This is a genomic window from Mycobacterium palustre (genome assembly GCF_002101785.1).
Classification (GTDB): domain Bacteria; phylum Actinomycetota; class Actinomycetes; order Mycobacteriales; family Mycobacteriaceae; genus Mycobacterium; species Mycobacterium palustre.
The window spans coordinates 17,265-41,819 of sequence record NZ_LQPJ01000007.1 but is presented as its reverse complement, the minus strand read 5'-3'; the positions used below and the strand labels follow the sequence as shown (position 1 = coordinate 41,819).

The 24,555-nt window shown below is 69.9% G+C and carries 22 protein-coding genes and 1 pseudogene; 11 read left to right on the top strand and 12 right to left on the bottom strand.

All coding sequences use genetic code 11. From position 1 onward, the window contains the following. Positions 1-140: 140 nt before the first annotated feature. Positions 141-1,925 carry a long-chain-acyl-CoA synthetase FadD6 gene (fadD6, locus tag AWC19_RS00805; RefSeq protein ID WP_085076204.1) on the bottom strand — a complete coding sequence of 595 codons (1,785 nt, stop codon included), beginning with the start codon at positions 1,923-1,925 and terminating at the stop codon, positions 141-143. Positions 1,926-1,969: 44 nt separating this feature from the next. After that, positions 1,970-2,533: an LOG family protein gene (locus tag AWC19_RS00800; protein ID WP_085076203.1), complete on the bottom strand. Its 564-nt coding sequence runs from the start codon at positions 2,531-2,533 to the stop codon at positions 1,970-1,972. Between the two features lie 61 nt (positions 2,534-2,594). Here AWC19_RS00800 and AWC19_RS00795 point away from each other — a divergent pair, with 61 nt between their 5' ends. Then, the gene (locus AWC19_RS00795) at positions 2,595-4,709 is read left to right on the top strand and encodes an AAA family ATPase (protein ID WP_169718058.1); all 2,115 of its coding nucleotides are present in this window, start codon (positions 2,595-2,597) and stop codon (positions 4,707-4,709) included. 91 nt (positions 4,710-4,800) lie between these two features. Further along, positions 4,801-6,297, top strand: coding sequence for a cellulase family glycosylhydrolase (locus AWC19_RS00790; RefSeq protein ID WP_085076202.1), 1,497 nt, complete (start codon positions 4,801-4,803; stop codon positions 6,295-6,297). Positions 6,298-6,308: 11 nt separating this feature from the next. Here the strand turns inward: AWC19_RS00790 and AWC19_RS00785 are convergent, their stop codons facing one another. From AWC19_RS00785 to dapE, 3 genes are read right to left on the bottom strand one after another with little or no spacing between them, the layout of a single operon-like run. Beyond that, positions 6,309-6,704 (bottom strand): type II toxin-antitoxin system VapC family toxin, encoded by a 396-nt coding sequence (locus AWC19_RS00785; protein ID WP_085076201.1) that lies wholly within the window; start codon positions 6,702-6,704, stop codon positions 6,309-6,311. Between the two features lies 1 nt (position 6,705). Beyond that, positions 6,706-6,954 carry a type II toxin-antitoxin system Phd/YefM family antitoxin gene (locus AWC19_RS00780; protein ID WP_085076200.1) on the bottom strand — a complete coding sequence of 83 codons (249 nt, stop codon included), beginning with the start codon at positions 6,952-6,954 and terminating at the stop codon, positions 6,706-6,708. A gap of 27 nt (positions 6,955-6,981) precedes the next feature. Beyond that, positions 6,982-8,055 carry a succinyl-diaminopimelate desuccinylase gene (dapE, locus tag AWC19_RS00775; RefSeq protein WP_085076199.1) on the bottom strand — a complete coding sequence of 358 codons (1,074 nt, stop codon included), beginning with the start codon at positions 8,053-8,055 and terminating at the stop codon, positions 6,982-6,984. A gap of 46 nt (positions 8,056-8,101) precedes the next feature. Here dapE and dapD point away from each other — a divergent pair, with 46 nt between their 5' ends. Next, positions 8,102-9,055: a 2,3,4,5-tetrahydropyridine-2,6-dicarboxylate N-succinyltransferase gene (dapD, locus tag AWC19_RS00770; RefSeq protein WP_142280901.1), complete on the top strand. Its 954-nt coding sequence runs from the start codon at positions 8,102-8,104 to the stop codon at positions 9,053-9,055. Here dapD and AWC19_RS00765 read toward each other — a convergent pair. From AWC19_RS00765 to AWC19_RS00750, 4 genes are all read right to left on the bottom strand, one after another. Beyond that, positions 9,052-10,335 (bottom strand): MFS transporter, encoded by a 1,284-nt coding sequence (locus AWC19_RS00765; protein ID WP_085076208.1) that lies wholly within the window; start codon positions 10,333-10,335, stop codon positions 9,052-9,054. The two genes, dapD and AWC19_RS00765, sit on opposite strands and share 4 nt — an antisense overlap. Before the next feature lie 207 nt (positions 10,336-10,542). Continuing rightward, the gene (locus AWC19_RS00760; protein ID WP_085076197.1) at positions 10,543-11,964 is read right to left on the bottom strand and encodes an acyl-CoA synthetase; all 1,422 of its coding nucleotides are present in this window, start codon (positions 11,962-11,964) and stop codon (positions 10,543-10,545) included. A gap of 38 nt (positions 11,965-12,002) precedes the next feature. Next, on the bottom strand, positions 12,003-12,911 hold the full coding sequence (locus tag AWC19_RS00755; RefSeq protein WP_085076196.1) for an alpha/beta fold hydrolase: 909 nt from the start codon (positions 12,909-12,911) through the stop codon (positions 12,003-12,005). 54 nt (positions 12,912-12,965) lie between these two features. Continuing rightward, positions 12,966-14,435, bottom strand: a complete 1,470-nt coding sequence (locus AWC19_RS00750) for an aldehyde dehydrogenase family protein (RefSeq protein ID WP_085076195.1) — start codon at positions 14,433-14,435, stop codon at positions 12,966-12,968. A 212-nt stretch (positions 14,436-14,647) separates the two neighbouring features. Between AWC19_RS00750 and AWC19_RS00745 the strand changes: the two genes are divergently transcribed. The 6 genes from AWC19_RS00745 to AWC19_RS00720 all read left to right on the top strand — a co-directional run bounded on the left by AWC19_RS00745 (position 14,648) and on the right by AWC19_RS00720 (position 19,024). Continuing rightward, positions 14,648-15,826 (top strand): cytochrome P450, encoded by a 1,179-nt coding sequence (locus tag AWC19_RS00745; protein ID WP_085076194.1) that lies wholly within the window; start codon positions 14,648-14,650, stop codon positions 15,824-15,826. 88 nt (positions 15,827-15,914) lie between these two features. After that, positions 15,915-16,391, top strand: a complete 477-nt coding sequence (locus tag AWC19_RS00740; protein ID WP_372508555.1) for a MaoC family dehydratase — start codon at positions 15,915-15,917, stop codon at positions 16,389-16,391. Continuing rightward, positions 16,391-16,804, top strand: coding sequence for a Zn-ribbon domain-containing OB-fold protein (locus AWC19_RS00735; protein WP_085076193.1), 414 nt, complete (start codon positions 16,391-16,393; stop codon positions 16,802-16,804). The genes AWC19_RS00740 and AWC19_RS00735 overlap by 1 nt, the downstream gene beginning before the upstream one ends. Continuing rightward, complete coding sequence (locus AWC19_RS00730) at positions 16,801-17,259, top strand: MaoC family dehydratase (RefSeq protein WP_085076192.1); 459 nt, start codon at positions 16,801-16,803, stop codon at positions 17,257-17,259. The genes AWC19_RS00735 and AWC19_RS00730 overlap by 4 nt, the downstream gene beginning before the upstream one ends. After that, positions 17,256-18,425 (top strand): lipid-transfer protein, encoded by a 1,170-nt coding sequence (locus tag AWC19_RS00725; protein WP_085076191.1) that lies wholly within the window; start codon positions 17,256-17,258, stop codon positions 18,423-18,425. Before AWC19_RS00730 ends, AWC19_RS00725 begins: the two co-directional genes overlap by 4 nt. Further along, the gene (locus AWC19_RS00720; RefSeq protein WP_085076190.1) at positions 18,422-19,024 is read left to right on the top strand and encodes a TetR/AcrR family transcriptional regulator; all 603 of its coding nucleotides are present in this window, start codon (positions 18,422-18,424) and stop codon (positions 19,022-19,024) included. The genes AWC19_RS00725 and AWC19_RS00720 overlap by 4 nt, the downstream gene beginning before the upstream one ends. A gap of 261 nt (positions 19,025-19,285) precedes the next feature. Here the strand turns inward: AWC19_RS00720 and AWC19_RS00715 are convergent, their stop codons facing one another. The 3 genes from AWC19_RS00715 to pruA are packed head-to-tail and all read right to left on the bottom strand — an operon-like array spanning position 19,286 to position 22,107. Beyond that, positions 19,286-19,507: a hypothetical protein gene (locus tag AWC19_RS00715; RefSeq protein ID WP_085076189.1), complete on the bottom strand. Its 222-nt coding sequence runs from the start codon at positions 19,505-19,507 to the stop codon at positions 19,286-19,288. Positions 19,508-19,510: 3 nt separating this feature from the next. Then, on the bottom strand, positions 19,511-20,476 hold the full coding sequence (locus AWC19_RS00710) for a proline dehydrogenase family protein (RefSeq protein ID WP_085076188.1): 966 nt from the start codon (positions 20,474-20,476) through the stop codon (positions 19,511-19,513). Then, a complete protein-coding gene (pruA, locus tag AWC19_RS00705) occupies positions 20,476-22,107 on the bottom strand; it encodes an L-glutamate gamma-semialdehyde dehydrogenase (protein WP_085076187.1) in 1,632 nt (543 codons plus the stop codon). Before pruA ends, AWC19_RS00710 begins: the two co-directional genes overlap by 1 nt. A gap of 83 nt (positions 22,108-22,190) precedes the next feature. Here pruA and AWC19_RS00700 point away from each other — a divergent pair. After that, positions 22,191-23,768, top strand: a pseudogene (locus AWC19_RS00700) (PucR family transcriptional regulator); the annotation flags it as partial. A 429-nt stretch (positions 23,769-24,197) separates the two neighbouring features. Then, a complete protein-coding gene (locus tag AWC19_RS00690; protein WP_085076184.1) occupies positions 24,198-24,542 on the top strand; it encodes a hypothetical protein in 345 nt (114 codons plus the stop codon). The last annotated feature ends 13 nt before the right edge of the window (positions 24,543-24,555 follow it).

Below are 24,555 nucleotides of genomic sequence, written 5' to 3'. Positions count from 1 at the left end.
CGACACGCCACACCCCACCCGGGGGTTCTCCTCACATCAAGCCGACACGCCTGCTACCAACGTCCTGGCCGAGTACAGCTAGCCCCGTTCGCGTCGCTCAAGCACGCGCTGGACGCAGTCTCGGCGCAGCCGAAGCCGGCTCAGCCTTGCGGCCGCTTGCCCGCCGCCACCTCGTCGGGATACTCGTCGTAGTACGGCACGTAGCCCTCGTCGCGGCCGGCCAGCACATACAGCGGGTCCTTGACGTCGGGGCCGTAGCCCTGCTGGCGCAGCTCCACCTTGCGGCTCTTGAACGTCGTGGTGTGCTCGAGCGACTCGACCAGCCGCAGAAACAACGGCAGCGCGTAGGCCGGCAGCTGGTCGTACACCGCACGGCCCAGGGACTTGCCGTCGAACTCGGCGCCGTCGCGCAGCTTGACCGCGGCCATGCCGGCCCGCCCGCCGGTGCGCGGAATCTCCACACCGAAAACCGTGCACTCCTCGACCGACTCGTCGGAGGCCAGCGCCGCCTCGACCTGCGTGGTGGCGACGTTTTCGCCCTTCCACCGAAAGGTGTCGCCGAGCCGGTCGACGAACGCCGCGTGGCCCATGCCCTGCGGGCTCATCACGTCGCCCGAGTTGAACCAGCAGTCCCCCTCGCGAAAAGCGTTGCGCACCAACTTCTTTTCGGTGGACTCTTTGTCGGTGTAGCCGTCGAACGGCTGCAGCCGGTTGACCGGGCTCAGCAGCAGGCCGGGCTGGCCGGGGGGCACCCGGCGCACCCGCCCGTTCTCGTCGCGCAGCGGCTCGCCGGTGTCGGGGTCGTATTCCACGTAGGCCAGCGGCATCGGGAAGACCCCGGTGCTGCGCGGCACGTTGAACACGTTGATGAACGCGGTGTTGCCCTCACTGGAGGCGTAGAACTCGCAGACGCGCTCGATGCCGAATCGCTTGGTGAACTGGTCCCAGATCTCGGGGCGCAGCCCGTTGCCGGCGATCACGCGAACCTTGTGCGCGCGGTCGGTCGGCTTGGGCGGCTGATTGAGCAGGTAGCGGCAGATTTCGCCGATGTAGATGAACGCCGTCGCGTCGTTGGCGATCACCTCGTCCCAGAACTTCGACGCCGAGAACGACTTGCCCAGCGCCAGGGTGGCCCCGGAGTTGATCACCGACGACAGCGCCACCGTCAGCGCGTTGTTGTGGTACAGCGGCAGGCAGCAATACAGCGTGTCGGAGCTCTTGAGGCGCAACCCGATTCCCCCGAACGCCGCGAGCGCCTTCAGCCACCGCAGGTGGGTCATCACGCTGGCCTTGGGGAATCCCGTTGTACCCGAGGTGAAGATGTAGAAGGCGGTGTCGCGGGCCTGCACGGCCGACGCCGACTCCGGGTTGACGGCCGGCGCGCTCTGGGCGAACCGCTCCAGGTCTTCGACGGTCACCGTCTCCGCGCTGCCCGAGCCGCCACAGTCGGCCACCGCGCTGACCAGGTCGGTCTCGGCGATCAGCACCTTGGCGTCCAGCAGGCCCAGGCTGTGCGCCAGCACCTCGCCGCGCTGGTGATAGTTGAGCATTCCGGCCACCGCCCCACACTTGACCGTTGCCAGCATGGCCAGCACCGCGTTGGGCGAGTTGCGCAGCATGATCGCGACGACGTCGCCGCGGCCCACGCCGCGGGAGGCCAGCACCGCGGCGTACCGGTTGGCCGCCGCGTTGGCGTCGCGGTAGGTCAGGTGCTGGTCGCCGAACCGCAGGAAGACCCGGTCGCCGTAGCGGGCGGCGCGTTCCTGGAACACCTTGCCGATCGATTTCTTCGAACCCGGCTGGGCCAACAGCCCGGTCAGCGCCCCGCGCATGATCACCGGCGTGTCCGCCAGGACGCCAGGCACCCCAGATGCGATGTCGGTCAGCCTGACCGCCGTGCGCGCTGCCCCGTCGTGATCGGACACGTGATCCCCTCGATTCGTTGGCGGTCCCGCTAAGTCGCCGTCGGTCAGGCGGGAGCGCACGCCTCTAGTGCGGCACCCACCTTATCGACCAGCATCAACCGGTCCATCGCGGCTTGCGAGATGTAGCCGCTGTCCAGCAGTCCGTTCAGCCAGAGCCAGAGGCCCTCGTAGTGTCCGAACGGGTCCAGCATCACGATCGGTTTACCGTGCAGGCCGAGGTAACCCGTCGTCCAGGCGTCGAACAGTTCGTCGAGGGTGCCCACGCCGCCGGGCAACACGATGAACGCGTCGGCGCGGTCCTCCATCAGCTGCTTGCGCTCGTGCATGGTGTCGCTGACGATCAGCTCGTCGGCCTCGGCGTCGGCGATTTCGCGGCGCATCAGGATTTGCGGGATCACACCGACGGTGCGGCCGCCGCGGGCGCGGGCGGCGGTTGCCAACGCGCCCATCGCCGAGACCCGGCCGCCGCCCCACACCAAAGTCCAGCCACGCTCGGCGATCGCCTCGCCGAGTTCCGCAGCAAGCTCAAGCAATTCGGGATGCTCGGGTCCCGACGCGCAGTACACACACACCGCCCATGGGCGTGACGGATCGCGGGCGGCGGGCATACCACGAAAGGTAGACCAAGCCCGGTATGGGGCGCACATCGCGCGCAATAAAATTCGGGCGGTGCCGATTCGATGGAACGTGCCACAGCACGCGGCGGCCTCAGAGCGGCTGGACGCGGCGCTGCGCGCCGGGCGGGGGGCGGTGGTGCTCGGACCCGACGGCTGCGGCAAATCCACGCTGGCCCGCGTGGCCGCCGGAAGGGACGGCGGCGGGGTCACCCGCTGGGTCACCGGGACCCCCACCGAGCGCGTCGTTCCGTTCGGGGCGTTCGGCCACCTGGTCGATATCGCGGAGGTCGGCAAGCCCGCCGCGCTGCTGCGGGCGGCCCGGGCCTCGCTGAACGACTCCGCGCGTGGCGACCTGCTGCTCGTCGTCGACGACGCCCACCACCTCGACGTCCTGTCGGCCACCCTGGTCTACCAGCTGGCCCTGGCCGGCACGGCCCGGATGATCGTCACGGCCCGCGCCGAGGCCGCGCCGGAAGCCATCGCCGCGCTGTGGACGGACGACCTGCTGCAGCGCATCGACGTCGAGGCGCCCGGCGGGGTGACGACGCCGGGCGAGGTCGACGCCTTCCTGGCCGAGCTGCCGCCGGCGGCGCGGTCGGTGCTGGACTACCTCGCCGTCCAGGAGCCGCTGTCGCTGGCGGACCTGACCGCACTGGCCGGCGACGGCGCGGTGACGGAGGCGACGGAGTGGGGAGCCGCCGAAACCCGGATTCGCGGGGGACGTTCCGACGACCCGGTGGTCTACACGGCCCACCCGCTGTTCGCCGAGCGTGCGCTCGACGCGCTGGGCGCCGACGAGGCGCGACGGCGCCGCACCGAGGTGGTCAAGCTGCTGGCCCAGCACCCGCGCGACCACCTCAGCGACCGGCTGCGGCTGTCGTCGCTGGCGCTGGCCAGCGACGCGCCGCAGCGGTCCTCCGAGGTCGTCGCCGCCGCGCAGCAGGCGCTGCGGCTGGGCGATCTGGCGCTGGGCGAACGGCTGGCCCGCTCGGCGCTGGAGCGGTCCGGCGGTTTGGCGGCGCGGCTGGCGCTCGCGCACGCCCTGGCGTGGCAGGGGCGCGGACGCGAGGCCGACGAGGTGCTCGGCGCCGTCGACCACACCGCCCTGGCCGAGCCCGCGCTGATGGACTGGACGCTGCTGCGGGCGGCCAACCAGTTCTGGATGCTCAGCGAGCCCGAGCGCGCCACGGCGTTTCTGCGCACCATCCGCAGCCGGGTCACCGACGCGGGCCCGCGCACCACCCTGGACGCGCTGAGCGCCACCTTCGCGATGAACGCCGGCAACGTCGGGCACGCCGTCAAGGTCGCCGGGGAGGTGCTTGCGTCCCCCTCGGCCGACGACCAGGCGGTGGCGTGGGCGGCCAGCGCGGCGGCGTTGTGCGCGGCGCGGCAGGGCCGTTTCGACGACGTCGAGCCGTTGGCGCAACGCGCCCTGGCCGGCGAGCATCCGGGGCTGCTGCGCTTCACCATCGGGCTGGGTCAAACGACGGCGCTGCTGATGGCGGGCCGGCTGGACGCGTCGCGCCGACTCGCCCAGCAGTTCACCGACTTCGCCGAACTGCAGCAGCCGGGCCGCGCGATCGGCGAGGTGCTGCTCGCGCACGTGCTGCTCGCCGAAGGCGAATTCGCCCGCGCCGCAGCGTTACTCGCCCCTGCCGCCGCCATGCTGGAACGCACCGGCTACTCCTGGGGCCCGCTGTCGCTGACGCTGTTGGCCACCGCGCTGGCCCAGCAGGGCGACACCGCAGCGACCGCGAAAGCCCTGAGCAGGGCCGAGTCTCGGCACGGGACCAAGTCGGCGTTGTTCGCCCCGGAGCTCGGCGTGGCGCGGGCGTGGCGGCTGGCGGCGATGCGCGACCCGCACGGCGCGGTGGCCGCCGCCCGCGAGGCCGCCCGGATGGCAGAACGCGGCGGGCAGTTCGGCGTGGCGCTGCGCGCCTGGCACGAGGCGGTCCGCCTCGGCGACATCCGCGCGGTCGATCCGCTCACCCGGCTGTGCGGCGAAATCGACTGCGTCGTAGGCAGAATCGTCCTCGCCCATGCGCGGGCCCTGGCCGACCGAGACGGCGCGGCGCTGCGCGCGGTGTCCGACGACCTGGCCGAGGTCGGGATGCGCGCAGCGGCCGCCAGCGCCGCCGAGCAAGCGCGGGAGCTCCAAACCCGTTAGCCTGCAACGCAAACGGCGCGCCGCATTGTGCGCGAACCGTAACACCACCGTGTCGCCCCGGTGACCATTACCCCTCACTGTTTGCAGGACCATGCGTATCCGCCCCGCCCGCGTGGTCGGCCTGTTCGCGGCCGGCCTGCTGGTTGCCGCGCTGACGACCGACGCCTGGTCCGTCGTCGCGCCGCCGGCCGCGCGGGCCGCCCCCACCGGCCCGACGCTGCCGCTGGGCCACGCCGGCAGGTGGATCACCGACGCCGACGGCCGCGTCGTGGTGCTGCACGGGCTCAACCACGTCTACAAGATCCCCCCGTACGAGCCGGCGGCCGACGGTTTCGGCGACGACGACGCCGCCTTCTTGCAGGCCAACGGGTTCAACGCGATGCGGGTCGGCGTCATCTGGGCGGCCGTGGAGCCGCAGCCGCTCACCTACGACGACAACTACCTCACCTCGATCGCCCAGACCGTCGCGACGCTGGCGTCACACGGGATCGTCAGCCTGCTCGACTTCCATCAGGACCTCTACAACGAGGCGTTCCAGGGCGAGGGCGCACCCGCGTGGGCGGTGCAGACGGCCGGCCTGCCCAACCCCCAACTCGGCTTTCCCGGCAACTATTTCGCCAACCCCGCCGAAGAGCATGCCTGGCACGCGTTTTGGAGCGACGCACCGGCGCCCGACGGGATCGGGCTGCAGGACCACTACACGCGCGCCTGGGCGCACGTCGCGTCCTTCTTCCGCGGCAACCCGGGCGTATTCGGCTACGAGGTGCTCAACGAGCCGTGGCCCGGCTTCATCTGGGAGGGCTGCTTCAACCCCGTCCTGGGCTGCCCGCTGCAGGACCACAAGCTGACCGTGTTCTATCGCAAGGTGGTGCCCGCGATTCGCGCCGCCGACCCGACCACGCTGGTGTTCTTCGAACCAAACACGTTGTTCGACGAGGGAATTCACACCGATCTTGGCCACATCGTCGACCCGAGCACCGGCTTTTCCTTCCATGACTACTGCGCCATCGAAGCGGTGCTGCACCGAAACATCGCCTGCCGCTTCGAGGACGGTGTCACGATCACCAACGCGAGCCTCTACGCCGATTTCAATCACATCCCGCCGTTGTTGACCGAGTTCGGCGCCACCAACGACCTGAACAACATCGCCGAGGTGATGCGCCACACCGACCGCCATCGGATGGGCTGGCTGGAGTGGGCCTACACCGGCAACGACAAGACCAGCTCGTCCCCGAACGACCAGGCGCTGGTCTTCGATCCCAGCCGGCCGCCGACCGGCGCCAACGTCAACGCGGCCAAGCTCGGGGTGCTCGCCGCCCCGTACCCCCAGGTGGTGGCCGGCACACCGAGGGACTGGTCGTTTCGGTCGGGCGTTTTCCGGCTGCGCTATTCGACCGAGCGGGCCGACCGCGCGGGCAGCTTCGCGCCCGGCACGCAGACGTTCATCTCGGTGCCGCCGGTCGAGTACCCGAACGGATATCAGGTGAGTGTCGCAGGCGGACAAGCGGTTTCGGCGCCCAACGCGCCCGTGCTGGCCGTGGTGGCGGACGCCGGCGCGACCACGGTCGACGTCGCCGTGACGCCCTGACGTCCGTCGGCTCAAATTGCCAGGACCCAAACAAGGCCTTCGAGGCCCGCAAAATCGTCGCCGTTTCGGGTGTAAAGGTCCAGGCCGCTGGCGTGTGCGGTCGCCGCGATCGGTAGGTCGGCGAAGCGGCTCATCGGTCTCCTTCCTTCGCGAACGACTGCTGCAACGACGAGTCCATAGCTGCGTGCGGCGGCCGCATCGAACGGAATAGGTTCGAGGAGCGACTCGACCTCCTGCAGCCGGGCCTGCCGTTTCGCCGCTTCCACAGCGTCCGCGGTTACGTGCGGGCCCGCCGCCAATTCGGCTGCCGTGACCGCAGATATCGCGATCTCGTCGGGGAGTGCGGTCACCGCGGCTGGATCGTGCCATTCGACGACGACGGAGGTGTCGAGGAGGCCCGACGACAACTCAGAGCCCTTGGTCGATCAAGCCGTCAGTGTCGGCGCGGAAGCGTCGGTGATCGATGCGCACGGCGGACGTCGCCAGCGCCGCCACTTCGTCGCGGGAGATGAAAGCACGGCGGCCCGCTCGAATCGGGCGCAGCTCCGCAACCGGCTCGCCATTGCGCATGACGACGAAAGTCTTACCCGCCGTTACCGCTTCGATCACCTTGGCGTTCCCGTTGCGCAATTCCCGCTGGGCGACAGTCTTCACCATCCAGCGAGCAAGTTGTGCTACAGGAAGCTACGCGCTCAGGTAGCCCCGCAGCAGCTCCACCGCGGCGGTGATGTTGGCGACCGGGACCCGTTCGTCGCGGCGGTGCGCCACGTTGGGGTCGCCGGGCCCGAAGTTGACCGCCGGTATGCCCAGCGCGGCGAACCGCGCCACGTCGGTCCAGCCGTACTTCGCCCGGACGCGGCCGCCCGCGGCCTCGACCAGCGCCTTGGCGGCGGGCTGCGACAGGCCGGGCAACGCCCCCGCCGCGGCGTCGGTCAGCTCGATCCGGACGTCGAGCCCGTCGACGACGTCGCGCACGTGTTGCAGCGCCTGGTCCACCGACCGGTCCGGCGCGAAGCGGAAGTTGACCGTCACCGACGCGGCGTCGGGGATCACGTTGCCGGCGACCCCGCCGTCGATGCGCACCGCCGACAACCCCTCGCGGTATTCACACCCGTCGATGTCGACGGTGCGCGCGCCGTAGGACGCCAGCCGGTCCAGGACGGCGCCCAGCTTGTGAATGGCGTTGTCGCCCAACCATGATCGCGCCGAGTGGGCGCGGGCGCCGGTCGCGCTGATCACCACCCGGAGCGTGCCCTGGCAGCCGGCCTCGATGTAGCCGGCGGTGGGCTCGCCCAGGATCGCCACGTCGGCGGCCAGCCAGTCCGGCAGCTCGCGCTGGATGCGGCCCAAACCGTTTGCGGCGGCGTCGATTTCCTCGCAGTCGTAGAACACCAGGGTCAGGTCGTGGGCCGGGTCGGCCACGGTGGCCGCCAGGTGCAGGAAGACCGCGTCCCCGGATTTCATGTCGGCGGTGCCGCAGCCGTAGAGGTCGCCGTTTTCGCGGTGGCTGGGCAGATTATCGGCCGCCGGGACGGTGTCGAGGTGCCCGGCCAGCAGCACCCGCGACGGCAGCTGTCGGTGGGTGCGGGCCAGCACCGCGTTGCCGTTGCGCACGATCTCGTACCCCAAAGCCTGGGGAGTCTGGGCGCGCAGCGCGGCCTCCACCTCGTCGGCGAGGCGCGCCTCGTCGCGCGATTCGCTGGGGATGTCGACCAGAGCCGCGGTCAGCTCGATCGGGTCGCCACGCAAGTCCAGCACGCCCCAAGGGTAGTGGGTCCGCCTGTTGCGGCGAGGCCCAAGTAACCTGTCGGCCGTGACTGGAGCTGCGGGCATCGGGTTGGCGACACTAACCTTCGACGGGTCGGTCCTCGACACGTGGTTCCCGGCCCCGGAGCTGACCGAGGGCGGCGCCAGCGCAACGTCACGGCTCGCCCTGTCGGACATCCCCCCGGAATTGGCCGCGCTGGTCGGCCGCGACGACGACCGCGGCACCGAGACCGTCGCGGTGCGCACCGTCATCGGCTCGCTCGACGACCCGGCCACCGACGCCCACGACGCCTACCTGCGGCTGCATCTGCTGTCGCACCGCATCGTGGCGCCGCACGGGTTGAACGCCGGCGGATTGTTCGGGGTGTTGACCAACGTCGTGTGGACCAACCGCGGCCCCTGCGCGATCGAGGGCTTCGAGGCGGTCCGGGCGCGGCTGCGCCGGCACGGGCCGGTGACCGTCTACGGCATCGACAAGTTCCCGCGGATGGTCGATTACGTGCTGCCCACCGGGGTGCGCATCGCCGACGCCGACCGCGTCAGGCTGGGCGCCCACCTGGCGCCGGGCACCACCGTCATGCACGAAGGCTTCGTCAACTACAACGCCGGCACCCTGGGCGCGTCGATGGTCGAGGGCCGCATCTCGGCCGGCGTGGTGGTTGGCGACGGCTCCGACGTCGGGGGCGGCGCGTCGATCATGGGCACGCTGTCCGGGGGCGGTACCGAGGTCATCTCGATCGGCAAGCGCTGCCTGCTCGGCGCCAACGCCGGGCTGGGCATCTCGCTGGGCGACGACTGCGTCGTCGAGGCCGGGCTGTACGTCACCGCCGGCACCAAGGTCAGCACCCCCGACGGGAAGACGGTCAAGGCCCGCGAGCTGTCCGGGGCGAACAACCTGCTGTTCCGGCGCAACTCGGTGACCGGCGCGGTCGAGGTGGTGGCCCGCGACGGCCAGGGCATCGCCCTCAACGAGGACCTGCACGCCAACTAGCGGGTCGCGTCCTTTGCGCCCGATCCGAGCGTCGTGCCGTTGGTTTCCGGCAGCAGGTAGGTGCACACCAGGCCGGTCAACATGAGGGCACCCAGCATGAGGCCGATCGCCCAGCTCCCGTAGGTGGCCAGCAGCGTCCCGGCGAGCAGCGGCGGCAGGGCGCCGCCCACCACGCCCGCCAGGTTGATCGCCAGGGCCGAACCGCTGTAGCGGTAGCGGGTGGCGAACAACTCCGGAATGAACGCCCCGGTCGGGCCGGACCCGATCCCCGCGATCGCGCACATGCCCAGGATCGCGATGACGTAGCAGACCCGGTTGCCGGTGTCCAGCAGCGGCATCACCACGAACGCCCAGGGCAGGCAGCCCGACCACCCGATCAGCATCAGGCGGCGACGCCCGACCCGGTCGCACAGCGTGGCCGACAGCGAGACCGACGTGATGCTCACCAACCCGGCGAGCACCCCGACGGACCAGATGAAGGTTCGCGAATAGCCCAGGTGCGCATTGGCGTACATGGCCAGATACGTGTTGCCCATGTAGGCAAACCCCAGGCCGCCCAGGATGCTGCCGCCGGCCAGCACGATTTCGCGGCGCTGCAGCCGCAGCAACTCCCGCAGCGGCGCCTTGGGCACCAGGTTTCGCGCCTTCTCCTCGACGAACACCGGGGTCTCGTCGATGTTGAGCCGCACGTAGAGGGCGATGCCGATCAGCGCCGCGCTGATCAAAAACGGCAGCCGCCATCCCCACTGCATGAACGCGGGGCTGTGCTCACCGATGCTGACGTTGACGCCCAGGAACGTCAGGCTGGACAGCACCCCCGCGGTACCGCCGCCCAGCAGGGTGAACATGCCGTAGCGGCCGCGCTTGCCCGCCGGCGCGTATTCGGCGCTCAGCAGCGCCGACCCCGCCCACTCGCCGCCGACGGCGAACCCCTGCAGCAGCCGCAGCGCCATCAGGGTCAGCGGCGCCGCCGCGCCGATGGCCGCCGTGCTGGGCACCAGGCCGACCGACACCGTGGACACGGCCATGATCGACAGCGTGGCGATCAGGGTCTTCTTGCGGCCCAGCCGGTCGCCGAAGTAGCCGAACACGGCCGCGCCGAGCGGCCGGGACAGAAACGCCGTCGCGAACGTGCCCATCGACGCGATCATCGCGACGGTGGGGCTCAGGTGCGGGAAGAACACCGTCGGGAACACCAGCGCCGCGGCCGTGCCGTAGATGAGGAAGTCGTAGTACTCGATGGCGGAGCCGACCAGGCAGGCGGCCGCCACCCGGCGCATCGGCGTGGCGGCGGGGCGAGCGAGGACCGTCGCGCCGGCCGGGCGGCCGGGCTCACCCATGGGGGCCGCCGAGTGCTCGGTTACGTCTACTCATCTGTACGACGGTAGGTGAAGCTTCGCGGTCTCGCTCGACGGAGAACCTGACAAAATCCTGCGTGTCGCCTAAGGGCCGCGACGGTTCCCGGCGGCGGCCCTTCGACCGAAAGCTCAGCCCTCGGAGAGCAGCTGCTTCTTGAGCACCTTGCCCATGGCGTTGCGCGGCAGCGCGTCGACCATCCGCACCTCCCGCGGCCGCTTGTGGATGGACAGCTCCTGGGCCACATGGTTGATCAGCTCGTCGGCCTGCAGCTGCGGGGAGCCGACGACGAACGCGACGATGCGCTGGCCCAGGTCCTCGTCGGGCAGCCCGACGACCGCGGCCTCCCGCACGCCGGGGTGGCCGAGCAGCGACGTCTCGATTTCGCCCGCCCCGACGCGGTATCCGCCGGACTTGATGAGGTCGACCGACTCGCGCCCGACGATGCGGTGCATGCCGCCGTCGTCGATGACGGCGACGTCGCCGGTGTGATACCAGCCGTCGGCGTCGAAGACCTCGGCGGTGGCCTCGGGCCGATTCAGGTAGCCGTCGAACATCGTCGGGCCGCGAACATGAAGGCGCCCAACGGTTTCCCCGTCGGCCGGCACCGGGTTGTCGTTGTCGTCGAGCAGCCGGGTTTCCACGCCGGCGACCGGCAGGCCCACCCAGCCCGCGCGCCGCTCGCCGTCGGCCCGGGTGGAAATCGTGATCAGCGATTCCGAGGCGCCGTAGCGTTCGATCGGCTGGTGCCCGGTGAGCCGGGACAGCCCGTCGAACACCGGGACCGGCAGCGGGGCGCTGCCCGACACCAACAGCCGCGCCGGCCGCAGCGCCGATGCCGCCGACTCGTCGGCCACCACCCGCGACCACACCGTGGGCACCCCGAAAAACAGCGTGCCGCCGGCCTCCTCACGCGCCGCGGCGTAGCCGGCCGGCGTCGGTCTTCCCGTGTGCACGAAGCGGTTTCCGATGCGCAGCGACCCAAGCAGGCCCAGCACCAGCCCGTGCACGTGAAACAGCGGCAGGCCGTGCACCAGCACGTCGTCGGCCGTCCACTGCCACGCCTCGGCCAGCGCGTCCAGGTCGGCGGCGATCGCCCGGCGGCTCAGCAGCACGCCCTTGGGCAGCCCGGTGGTGCCCGAGGTGTAGATGACCATCGCGGTGGCGTCGGGCGACGGCTCGGGATACCGGTGCCAGGAGCGGGCATGCAAGCGAACGGGTATGTGCGGCAAGCCTTCCGGCTCGTCCGGTTCCGGCGCCAGCCAGGCTTCGGCCCCGGAGTCGGTGAGCATGTGCCGGCGCTCGGACGCCCCGACGTCCGAGGGGACCGGGACGAAGGGGACACCGGCGATCAGGCAACCGGTGATCGCCAGCACGGTCGAGGCGGTCGGCTTGGCCAGCACCGCGACGCGGCTGGCGCCGGCGACGCGCTCGGCCACCGACGTCGCGGCGCCGACCAGGTCGCTGCGGCTCAGCGTGGCGCCGTCGATTCTGACCGCGTCCGCAATGTCGGTGGTGGTGACGGCAGAGGGATTCAGGGATGCCAGCAGCACGAATGCAGGCTACCCGCGGGCGGTTCGACGACCGCCGGTCAGCCCTGCTCGTCCCAGATTTTGGTCAGCGTGGACAGGATCTCCTCGCCGCGGCCCAGCCCGCCCAGATGACTCTCGCCGGGCAGCACGATCAGCTCGGCGTCGGGCAGCAGGGACACGACGTGCTCGCCGTGGGAGAACGGGACGATGTGGTCGCTGTCGCCGTGCCACCAGCGGACCGGGACCTTGACCTCGTCGAGGCGAAACCCCCAGTCGCGGGTGAACAGGATGATGTCGTTGAAGGGCGCCGCCAGTTGCTTGCGGCTGCCGTTGAGCAGGTCGTCGAGGAACATGGCGCCGAACTCCGGCCGGGTGAGCAGGCGCCGGTCGCCCTCAGGCGATATCGCGGCGTACAGATACAGCGCGGGATTCGCGACCGGGCGGATCATCCGGACCACCAGGCTCGCGCCGATCCGCAGCGGGTCACCGCCGATTCTCAGCAGCGGCGCCACCCGCTTGCCCAGGTTCATCAGGCCGCTGGTGACGCCCTCGCCACCGAGGAACGGCGCGACGCCCCCGAGCACACCGACGGCCACCACGCGATCGGGCAGGACCGCCGCCGACGCGAGCGCGTACGGACCACCGCCCGACAGGCCGATGACGGCCATCTTGTCGATGCCCAGCGTGTCGGCGATGGTCCGCAGGTCCTCGCCGAACGCCCGAATGTTCTCGTAGCGATGCGGCGTCGAGGAGCCGATGCCCGGCCGGTCGAGGCCGATGAGCCGGATGCGGTTCTGTTCGGCGTAGACGCGGGCCTCGGTCGGGATCTGACGGCGGGCGCCGGGCGTCCCGTGCAGCCAGAACATCGCCCGCCCCTGGGGGTCGCCGAACTCGGCGAACCCGATCTGGCGGTCCTGCCCGACGGCGACGTTCCCTTCGAGCTTCGGGCGGGCGATCTGGATGGCCATGCCAGCAGCTTCGCATGTGACGAGCAGTTGACAAAAGCCTCACAGGCTCACCGGTCAGGCGGGGACCCCGATGGCCTTGACCTCCATGTACTGATGCAGCCCGGTGATCCCGCCGCTCTCCCGGCCGAACCCACTCAGCTTGAAGCCGCCGAACGGTGCGTCGCCGGGACCGACGCCGTTGACCGCGACCTGGCCGGTGCGGATCCGGCGGGCCACGCCGACGGCCCGGTCCACGTCGGCGCCCCACACTGCGCCGGACAGCCCGTAGCGAGAGTTGTTGGCGATCGCGACGGCGTCGTCATCGTCGCGGTAGCGCAGCACCGACAGCACCGGCCCGAACACCTCTTCCTGGGCGACCGCGGAATCGGGGTCGACGTCGGTGAGGATCGTCGGCTCGAAGTAGTAGCCGACGTCGCGGCCGGCCGGGCGACCGCCGCCGGTGGCCAGCTTGGCCCCGTCGTTGACCGCGCCGTCGACGTGCGCTTGGACGCGGTCCCGCTGCGCCGCGCTGATCAGGGGGCCCATCTGGGCCTCGGGGTCCCTGGGGTCGCCCACCTTGATGTCGCGGGCCAGGGCGACGAGCCGGTCGACGACGTCGTCGTGCAGCGCGTCGGGCAGCAGCAGCCGGCTGTGCAGGATGCAGGCCTGCCCCGCGTGCAGCGAACAGCCGTCGAACAGCATCTGCCGCAGCGTGTCGTCGGTCAGCTGCGCATCGTCGAGGACGATGCTGGCCGACTTCCCGCCGCACTCGAGCAGCAGGCGCTTCATCGCGTCGCCGGCGGCGCGCATCACCTCGCAGCCGACGGCCGAGCTGCCGGTGAAGCTGATCATGTCGACGCGGGGGTCGGTGGTGAGCAGCCGGGCGCCCTCGATCCCCGACGGCGTCACGACGTTGACCACGCCGGGCGGGATGTCGGTCTCCTCGTCGATGAGGCGCGCGAGCGCGAGCCCGGCCAGCGGCGTCAGCGGCGAGGGCTTGAGCACGACCGTATTGCCCGCCGCCAGAGCGTTATTCACCTTCATGACGTTGAGGCAGTGCGGGAAGTTCCACGGCGTCAGGATCGATACGACGCCCAGCGGCTCGCGCCGCAGCAGCGTCGTTCCCGCGCCTATCCCGGTGACCGGCTCGTCGGTCAGCTCGGTGGCGAGCTGGGCGGCGTGCATGGACATGTATCCGGCACCGTCGATCTGCATCACGCGTTCGTTGGCGACGCAGCCCCACTCGGCCTGCGACAGCGCGCAGAACTCGTCGGCGTGCTTGACCAGCGCCTCGCCGAGCTGGTTGAGGCACCGGGCCCGCCCCTCGGGGCTCGTGGTCCCCCACGCCCCGCCGTCGAAGGCGCGGCGCGCGGCCGCGATCGCGTCGCTGACTTGCGCGACGCTCGCGTCGGGCGCGGTGCCGATGGTCTGCTCGGTGGCCGGGTCGACGTCGTCGTAGCGGCCGCCCTCCGGTTCCACCCAACGGCCGTCGATATAGAGCTGATAGGCGTCGACAAGCGGTCCCGGAGGTGGTTTCTCGGCCATGTGCGTCCTCACCCGAAGGTCGGTCATCTTGAGGCTCAGTGTTCACCCGTGGCGTCGGTGCGTCAATCGTCAGCATGCCGAAACTGACCCAATTTCGCGGCTTTGACGGTCTATTGACACCGGCGGTCGCGCCAGGGTAGACACAACGGCGCGGACACATTGGCCCAATGTGTCGGATTTCGACCTTCGGGGTCCGTTGAGGGAGGCACGCCGTGCAGACCACCTTTCCGCTGCACTCCCCCGACTTCTACGCCGGCGACCCATACCCGGCGTATCGCGAACTGCGCGCCACCTCCCCGGTCTGCTGGAACGACGTCACCCACTTCTGGGCGCTGCTGAAGTACGAAGACATCCGCTACGTATCGAGCAATCCCGCGACGTTCACCTCGACCGAAGGCATCAACATTCCGGACCCGGCGATCCCGAACGCGGTGCAGCCGGGCAACCTGATCTTCACCGACCCGCCCCGGCACCGGCAGCTGCGCAAGCTGATCAACTCCGGATTCACCCGGCGGCGAGTTTCCTTGCTGGAGCCTAAGGTTCGCGAGATCGTCAGTGAAATCCTCGACGCGATCGAACCCGACTCGGTTCACGAGTTCGCCGAAGAGATCGCCGCGCCGCTGCCCACCCGGATGATCGCCGAGCTGATCGGGGCGCCGCCGGACGACTGGGAGCAATTCCGGGCGTGGTCGGACGCGGCCACCGGGACCGCGGACCCCGAGATCGAACTGGACCCGTTGGTGGCCATGGGCCAGTTGTTCGAGTATTTCCAGAAGCTGATCGCGGCGCGGCGCGCCGAGCCCCGCGACGACCTGCTGTCGGTGCTGGCCGGCGCCGAGATCGACGGCATCCGCCTGACCGATGAGGACCTGCTCAACTTCGCCTTCTTGCTACTGGTCGCCGGCAACGAAACCACCCGCAACCTCATCGCGCTGGGCACCCTCGCGCTGATCGCCCACCCCGACCAATGCCGCCTGCTCATCGAGGACCGGTCGCTGATCCCGCGCGCCGTCGAAGAGATGCTGCGGTGGAACAGCCCAGTGGTGCACATGGCCCGCACCGCGGTGACCGACGTCGAGATACGGGGACAGCGCATCGCCGAAGGCGACACGGTTGTGATGCTCTACGGGTCGGCCAACCGCGACGAGGACATCTTCGGCGCCGACGCCGAGGAGTTCAAGGTGATCCGCCATCCGAACCCCCACATCGCGTTCGGGTGCGGCGAACATTCTTGCGTCGGTGCGCAATTGGCGCGCCTGGAGGCGTCGGTCATGTTCGACGAGTTGCTGCGGCGCTTCCCGAATCTAGAGTTGGTCGGCGAAGTGGATCGGATGCGTGCCACGATGGTGCCCGGCGTGAAGCGAATGCCGGTGCGGTTCGGGTGCGGATAGATTGGAGTTCAAGTCAGTGACCGACGACGAAGCCGAAGTGCGCGACAAGCTGCGCGCCCTCGTGGGCCAGCCCACCAGCGGCACCGCAATGCCCTCGGTGGGACCGGATCCGGTCAACCAGCCGATGATCCGGCACTGGGCCCACGCGATGGGCGACATGAACCCGGTCTACCTCGATCCGGACTTCGCGGCGTCGTCGCGGTTCGGTGGCATCGTCTCGCCGCCGGTCATGCTGCAGACCTGGATAATGCCGGCCCCGAAACTGGAGGGGATCAAAGAGCGAGGCGGCGTCCCCGTCGAGATGGACGGCAATCCAACGGCGTTCCTGGACAAGGCCGGATACACCAGCACCGTGGCCACCAACTCGGAGTTCGAGATCGAACGCTATCCGAGGCTCGGCGATGTCGTGAGCTCGACGTCGGTGTTCGAGGAGGTCTCGGACCAGAAGAAGACCGCGCTGGGGACCGGGTACTTTTTGACGTGGGTGATCACCTACCGCGACCAGGACGGTGAGCTGTTGGGGCGACAGCGATTTCGCGTGCTGCGATTCAGGCCGGAACGCTGATGGCGCCCCGGCTGGCACCGGCGATAGGCCCGGACACCGAATTCTTCTGGAACGGGCTGCGCGAGCGCAAACTGCTGATCCAGCGCTGCGGCGGATGCGGCGCGCTGCGCCACCCGCCGCGCCCCATGTGTCCCGGCTGCCGTTCCCTGGACTGGGACACGGTCGAGTCGGCGGGCCGCGGCACGGTCTACAGCTACGTGATGCCGCTCGAGCCCCGGTTCCCCTTCTTCGACTATCCCTACATCGTGGTGCTGGTGCAGCTCGACGAGGGGGTGCGGCTGGTTTCGAACCTGTGCGGCATCGAGCCGGCCGATGTCACGGTCGGCATGCCGGTCGAGGTCTACTACCAGTCCTTCGATAATGACCTGGTGCTGCACCAGTTTCGGCCCGCGGCTTTGGAAGGACGCCGATGACGACGACCCCCACCCGCACCACCACGCTCGAGTGGGCCGACATCGTCGTCGGCGACGAGGTCACGCCGCTCGAAATCCCCATCACCACAACGCTGATCGTCGCCGGTGCCATCGCGTCGCGCGACTTCATGCCGGTCCATCACGACCGCGACTACGCCAACCAACAGGGCTCGCAGAACCTGTTCATGAACATTTTGACCACCAACGGTTACTGCGTGCGTTTCCTCACCGACTGGGCCGGACCCGAGGCGATGGTGAAGAACCTGTCGATTCGCCTTGGCGTCCCGTGCTTCCCCGACGATCCGCTGCGCTTCACCGGCAGCGTGACCGGCAAGACGCCGGGTTCCGGCGGGGAGAACTTCGTCGAGGTGACCTTCAAGGGCTCCAACAGCCTCGGCGACCACGTCTCGGGGACCGCGGTCCTCAGCCTGCTCGACGGGTCGTCGGGAACATGAGCGGCGTGCTGCCGGGCAGCTGCGCCATCGCGGGGATCGGTCAAACCGAGTTCTCCAAACAGTCCGGGCGCAGCGAGCTGCAATTAGCCTGTGAGGCAGTCAGTTCCGCGCTCGACGATGCCGGGCTGGCGCCCGGCGACGTCGACGGCATGGTCACCTTCACCATGGACTCGAGCGACGAGATCGACGTGGCGCGCAATGTGGGCATCGGCGACCTGAGCTTCTTTTCCCGCGTGCCGCACGGCGGCGGGGCGGCGGCCGGGACAGTGGTGCACGCGGCGATGGCCGTCGCGACCGGCATCGCCGACGTCGTCGTGTGCTACCGCGCGTTCAACGAACGATCCGGCATGCGCTTCGGTGGCAGCGGCCGCACCGACCTGGGGACTCCCCCGTTCATGGCGCACTACGCGCCGTTCGGGTTGCTCACTCCCGCGGCCTGGGTCGCGCTGCACGCCCAGCGCTACATGTCGACCTACGGTGTGACCAACGAGGATTTCGGCCGGATCGCCGTCGTCGACCGCGCGCACGCGGCGCGCAACCCCGACGCGTGGTTCTACCAGCGCCCGATCACCCTGGAAGACCACCAGAACTCCCGGTGGATCGTCGAACCCGTGCTGCGGCTGCTGGATTGCTGCCAGGAAAGCGACGGCGGCGTCGCGCTGGTGGTGACCAGCGCCGAACGCGCTCGCGACCTGCGGCAGCCGCCGGCCGTCATCGCCGCGGCCGCGCAGGGCGCCGCCGCCAACGGTGAAATGATGACCAGCTACTACCGCGACGACATCACCGGCCTGCCGGAAATGGGAGTGGTCGCCGAACGGCTGTGGCGCGATTCCGGCCTCAAGCCCAAAGACATCCAAACAGCGTTCATCTACGACCATTTCACGCCGTTCGTGTTCACCCAGCTCGAGGAGCTCGGTTTCTGCGGGCGCGGCGAGGCCAAGGACTTCGCCACGGTCGAACGGCTATCGCTCGGTGGCGAGCTGCCGATCAACACCAACGGCGGGCTGCTCGGCGAGGCCTACATCCACGGGATGAACGGCATCACCGAGGGGGTGCGCCAGATCCGCGGCACCTCGCACAACCAGGTCGAGGGCGTCGAGCACGTGCTCGTCACGTCGGGAACCGGCGTTCCCACCAGCGGGCTGATCCTCGCGCCGGCCGGATGATCCACGAGACCGCGACCGATACCCGCGAACTGATCGTCAAGTCCGCGTACGAATGTTTCTGTCGGCACGGCCTGAACAAGACGACGATCGTCGATATCGCCCGGGCCGCCCACGTCTCCCGAAGCACGGTCTACGAGTACTTCAACGACAAGAGCGCCATCCTGGAGGCGTGCGCCGAGCACGCGTCCGAGCAGTTCTATCGCGAGATGTCCCAGGCGATGGACCGAGGCAGTTCGCTGGAGGAAAAGCTCAGCCATGCCGCCGTTTTCGTGACACAGGCGCGGCGGGTCATCGCGTCCGGCAGGAACTTCGACGAGGACGCGATCAGCCTGCTGCTGACCAAGGACGCGGCGGTGCTGCTGCGCGAATGCGTCGACTTCTTGGCGCCCTACCTGTCGGCCGCCAAGCTCACCGGCGAGGTGCGCAAGGACCTGGACGTCCGGGCCGCCGGGGAATGGTTCGCGCGCATACTGTTTTCGCTGTTCAGCACGCCGTCGTCGACCCTGGACATGGACGACCCCGCGGTGGCAGCCGAATTCGTGCGCGCGCATGTGGTGCGCGGACTCGCCGGCGATCGCCCGCGGCCTCGCCGGGCGTAGCCGGGGCCTTGCGATTGCGCGGCAAGGGCTTTCCGTGTGAAGCCACGGCTCTGAGTGTGAAACCACGGCGTCGATTGTGAAGCCACGGCTTTCAGTGTGAAGCTGCGGCGGGAATGCCGCGATTTTTCAACCGTGAGTACACACTAAAATGCGTGAATACACAATCGAATCCGTGAGTACACACTCGAATCCCTGAGCGCACAAACGCCCGGCCAGGCCCCCGGTGCATATGCGCGCGACTACCCCAGACCCGACTACCCCTTAGGCGCCCCCGCCATCGTCGGCCAGGTAGCTGACCTGATACCACCGGCGGGGCGGTTGGACGCCCGTCTCATACGCCTCGGTCGCGGTTGCCGCGTCCAGCCGGATGTCCGTCAAGTGCGGGTTGCGCACGCGCACATAGTCTTCGAGCGCGGCGTGCAGGGCCCCGCCGGTGAGGGTCGCATCCGCGAGCGCCCGTGCCTCGTATCTCTTCCAGCTCACGCATCACATCTTGCTCCGCGCGACCGCCCGCAGGAAAAACGCCAGGTTGGCGGGGCGCTCGGCCAGCCGCCGCATGAAGTATCCGTACCACTGGCTGCCGAACGGGACGTACACCCGGACCTGGTTCCCGTCGTAGGCCAGCCGCCGCTGCTCGCGGTCGCGGATGCCGTACAGCATCTGATACTCGAAATCGACGGCGCTTCGTCCGGATGCGCGTGCCAGCGCCGGCACCCGTTCGATCACTGCCGGGTCGTGGGTGGCCACCATGGGATAACCGGAACCGGCCATCAGCACTCGCAGGCAGCGAAGGTAGGAGCCGGTGACGTCGGCGCGATCGCGATAAGCCACCGACGCCGGCTCGTCGTAGGCCCCCTTGCACAGCCGGACCCGCGCGCCGGCGGCGGCGAACTCCTCGCAGTCCCCCAGCGTGCGCCGCAGGTAGGCCTGCAAAACCATTCCCAGCCATGGGAAGTCGGCGCGCAGGTCGCGGACGATCGACAGCGTGGAATCGGTGGTGGTGTGGTCCTCGGCGTCCACCGTCACCCACACGCCGGCCCGCCGAGCGGCGTCGCAGATCGTGAAGGCGTTTTCGCGGGCGATCTTTTCCCCGTCGCGTTCCAGCGCCTGCCCCAGCGCGGACAGCTTCAGCGACACCTCCAGCGGCCGCACGCCGTCGGCGCCCGCGCCGTACCGGCCCAGCCTGTCGATCACATCGAGGTAGACCCGCACCGCCGCGTCCGCGTCGTCGGCGTTGGCGACGCCCTCACCCAGGTAGTCGACGCTCACGTAGCGGCCCGAGCCCCGAAGCGCCGCAACGGTGTCCAGGGCTTGGCCGATCGTCTCGCCGGGCACGAAGCGGGCCACCACCTTGCGGGTGACCGGCATCCGCTCGGCGGTGCGGCGCAGTCCCTCCCACCGGGCGGCGGCCATGATCGCCGGCCGAACGGTGTGTGCGAAGACCCCGGCCATCAGTCGGACTCCATGTGCGGATAGGTGTGCCGCGTCGCCGGGACGAACGTCTCCTTGATGGTGCGAACTGACGTCCACCGCAACAGGTTCAGCACCGAGCCGGCTTTGTCGTTGGTGCCCGAGCCGCGCGAACCGCCGAACGGCTGACGCCCGACGACCGCGCCGGTCGGCTTGTCGTTGACGTAGAAGTTGCCGGCGGCGAACCGTAGCCGGTCCTGCGCGGTCAGCACGGCCCGGCGATCGTCGGCGATGACGGCGCCGGTGAGCGCGTAGCGTGACCCGCCGTCGATGACGTCGAGGATCCTCTCGTAGGCGGCGTCGGGGTAGACGTGCACCGACAGCAGCGGCCCGAAGTATTCGGTCGAGAACGCCTCGTCGCCCACGTCGTCGGACAGCAACACCGTCGGCCGCACGAAATACCCCTCGCTGTCGTCGTATTCGCCGCCCACGGCGATGGTGACCCCCGGTGCGCCCTTGGCCCGCTCGATGGCGGTGACGTTCTTGTCGAACGCGCGCCGGTCGATCAGCGCGCCACCGAAATTGGTCAGGTCGGTGACGTCGCCGTAGCGCAGCGCGGCCGTCGCGCCCAGGAACTCGTCCCCCATGCGCTGCCACACCGAGTGCGCGATGTACGCCCGCGACGCCGCCGAGCACTTCTGGCCCTGATAGTCGAAGGCCCCGCGAATCAGAGCCGCGCACAACACGTCCGGGCGCGCCGAGGCATGCGCGACGACGAAGTCCTTGCCGCCGGTCTCGCCGACCAGTCGCGGGTAGCTTCGGTAGCGGCCGATGTTCGTCCCGACCCGCTGCCACAAACTTTGGAAGGTGGTGGTCGAGCCGGTGAAGTGGATGCCGGCCAGGCGCGGATCGGCCAGCGCCACATCGGAAACCGCGAAGCCGTCGCCGGTGACCAGGTTGATGACGCCGGGGGGCAGGCCGGCGGCCTCGAGCAGTTGCATGGTCAGGTACGCCGACAAGGTTTGGGTGATCGCCGGCTTCCAGACGACGGTGTTGCCCATCAGCGCCGGCGCGGTGGGCAGGTTTCCGGCGATCGAGGTGAAGTTGAACGGCGTGATCGCATAGACGAAGCCGTCCAGCGGGCGGTAGTCGCTGCGGTTCCACTCGCCGGGGCCGCTGATCGGCTGCTGCGCCAAAATCTGGCGGGCGAACGCCACGTTGAACCGCCAGAAGTCGACCTGCTCGCAGGGCGAGTCGATCTCGGCCTGGTAGACCGATTTCGATTGGCCCAGCATCGTGGCCGCCGCGATTTTCTCCCGCCACGGCCCGGCCAGCAGGTCGGCCGCCCGCAGGAACACCGCGGCCCGCTCGTCGAAAGGCAGCGCCGCCCAAGCGTTCTTGGCGGCCATCGCGGCCTCGATCGCCGCCGCGGCGTCGGCGTGCCCGGCGTTGGTCAGGGTGCCCAAGCGCGCGGCGTGCCGGTGCGGCTGGACGACGTCGATGCGCTCACCGTCGCCCATCCGGTGCTCGCCGCCGATGACGTGCGGCAGGTCGATGGGGTGCTCGGCCAGCGCGCTCAGTTCGTGCAGGAGGCGGGTGCGCTCCGGGGAGTGGGGGGCGTAGTCGTGGACCGGCTCGTTGGCCGGCGTCGGCACCTGGGTGATCGCGTCCATGTCGCCAGGATCCTCGCCGCGACGCCGAATCTGGTTGGCGGAATCACCAAGATTGAAGACAGCACCTAGTACGATCGGACAATATGCGGGCGGCCGGTGTCGGGCTGGGCCAGCTGTTGCTCGCGCTGGACGCGACGCTGGTCAGGCTGGTCGACGCGCCGCGGGGCCTGGACCTTCCGGTGGCCTCGGCGGCGCTGATCGACTCCGACGACGTGCGGTTGGGCCTGGCGGCGGCGGTCGCCTCGGCCGACGTCTTCTTCCTGCTCGGCGTCACCGACGACGAGGCGTTGCGGTGGCTGGATCGCCAGGCGCGCGTCCGGGCGCCGACGGCGATCTTTGCCAAGGAGCCCTCGAACGCGCTGGTGGCCGCGGCGGTCGAAACGGGCTCGGCGGTGGTGGCGGTGGAGCCGCGGGCCCGCTGGGAGCGGCTCTACCAGTTGGTCAACCACGTCGCGCAGCATCACGGCGACGGCGGCCCGGTCGACGATTCGGGCACGGATCTCTTCGGTCTGGCGCAGTCGCTGGCCGACCGCATCCACGGCATGGTCAGCATCGAAGACGCCGATTCGCACGTGCTTGCCTATTCGGCGTCCAACGACGAGGCCGACGAGCTGCGCCGCCTTTCCATCCTCGGCCGCGCCGGCCCGCCGGAGCACCTGAAGTGGATCGCCCAGTGGGGCATCTTCGACGCGCTGCGATCCAGCGGCGAGGTGGTGCGCGTGGCGGAGCGCCCGGAGCTCGGGCTGCGCCCGCGGCTGGCGATCGGGATCCACCGGCCGCCGGAGGGGGTCCGTCGACCGCCGCTGTTCGCCGGCACCATCTGGGTGCAGCAGGGTTCGCAGCCGCTGGCCGAGGACGCCGACGACATCCTGCGGGGTGCGGCGGTGCTGGCCGCCCGCATCATGTCTCGGCTGGCCGCGCGGCCGTCCACGCACGCGCGACGGGTGCAGCAGCTGCTGGGCCTCCGCGACGGCGAACCCGCCGACGTGGCGGCCATCGCCTCCGAGCTCGGCCTGTCCGCGGACGGCGCCGCGGCACTGATCGGGTGGGATGCCGCCGGGACCCGTCATCCCCGGCTGGCCGACGTTTTGGCGTTGAGCGCCAGCGCTTTTCGGCGAGACGCCCAGGTCGCCTCCAACGGCTCGCGGATCTATGCGCTGCTGCCGCAGACTGGGGCGACGCGCTCGGTCACCTCGTGGGTTCGCGGCACGATCGCCGCGCTGCGCACCGAAATCGGTGTCGAGCTGCGGGCAGCCATCGCCGCGCCGCTCGCCGGGCTGACGGAGGTGGCAGCCGCGCGCAGCGAGGTGGACCGGGTGCTCGATAGCGCCGAGCGGCACCCGCTTTCGATCGGCCAGGTGACGTCGCTGGCCGAGGCCCGCACCACCGTCCTGCTCGACGAGATCGTTGCCCTGGTGCGCGCCGACGAAAGGCTGATCGATCCGCGGATACGCGCCCTGCGGGAGCGGGATCCGGTGCTCTCCGAGACGCTGCGGGTCTATCTGGACAGCTTCGGGGACGTCGGCGCCGCCGCTCGGCTGCTGGGCGTGCATCCCAACACGGTCCGCTACCGGGTGCGGCGCATCGAAAGACTGTTGTCGGCCTCACTGTCGGATTCCGAAGCGCGGCTGGTGTTTTCGCTCGGGTTGCGGGCGACCGAGCCGCTACGGCGTGTCCTCGATGATCCGGGCCACGAACCCGACGGCGACGTTCCGCGCCCGGCCGAGCCAGGTCTCGCCGACGGCATGCCGCGCTGAGCCGTGGCGGGCGGCCAACGGGCCGGCGGTCGGCGGAGCAAACCGGCGGGCGCCGGTGCGGGGGACAGTGTTGTGCACCTGCTCGGCGGTGAGCCAGCCGCCCGCCGTCGGCGCGCCCGAAGCGATGCGCCTTTCGGCGTCGTCGTGGTCCATCGAAAAATCGTCTCACCGGGACGCCGCGCGCTCTGGTGATCGCGCGCGAAACGCAAGCTTTTCGCAAGCGGCCGGCGGCAAACTCAACGCATTCAGTTGGGATCGGTAGCGGCCGCGGCGTTATCGACTTCCATGCGAACGCGGGCCACCCGGACCGCGATTTGGAGGAGAAGGACAACCATGATGCGACGAATCGTGCGGTTGGCGACGACCGCGCTGGTGGCCGGCGGGGTGGGTGTCGCCGGTCTCGGACTGGCCGCGGGTACCGCCCACGCCGACGGCGGCCCGCACCGCTGGTGCCCGGGCGAGCCCTTGCCGCCGACCGGCAACCACGTCACCAACCCGGTCCGTTGGGACAACAACATCTGCCACACCTACTACTACGTCTACTTCGGGCAGGGCAACGTCGCCCAAAACATCTGGGACGGCGACAATCCGCCGGCGCCGCCCCCGCCGCCGCCGCCGGGGCTCATCAACAAGGACAACTGCCAACAAATCCTGGGCATCTTCTGCCCGCACGCGTGACGGGGCGGCGCCC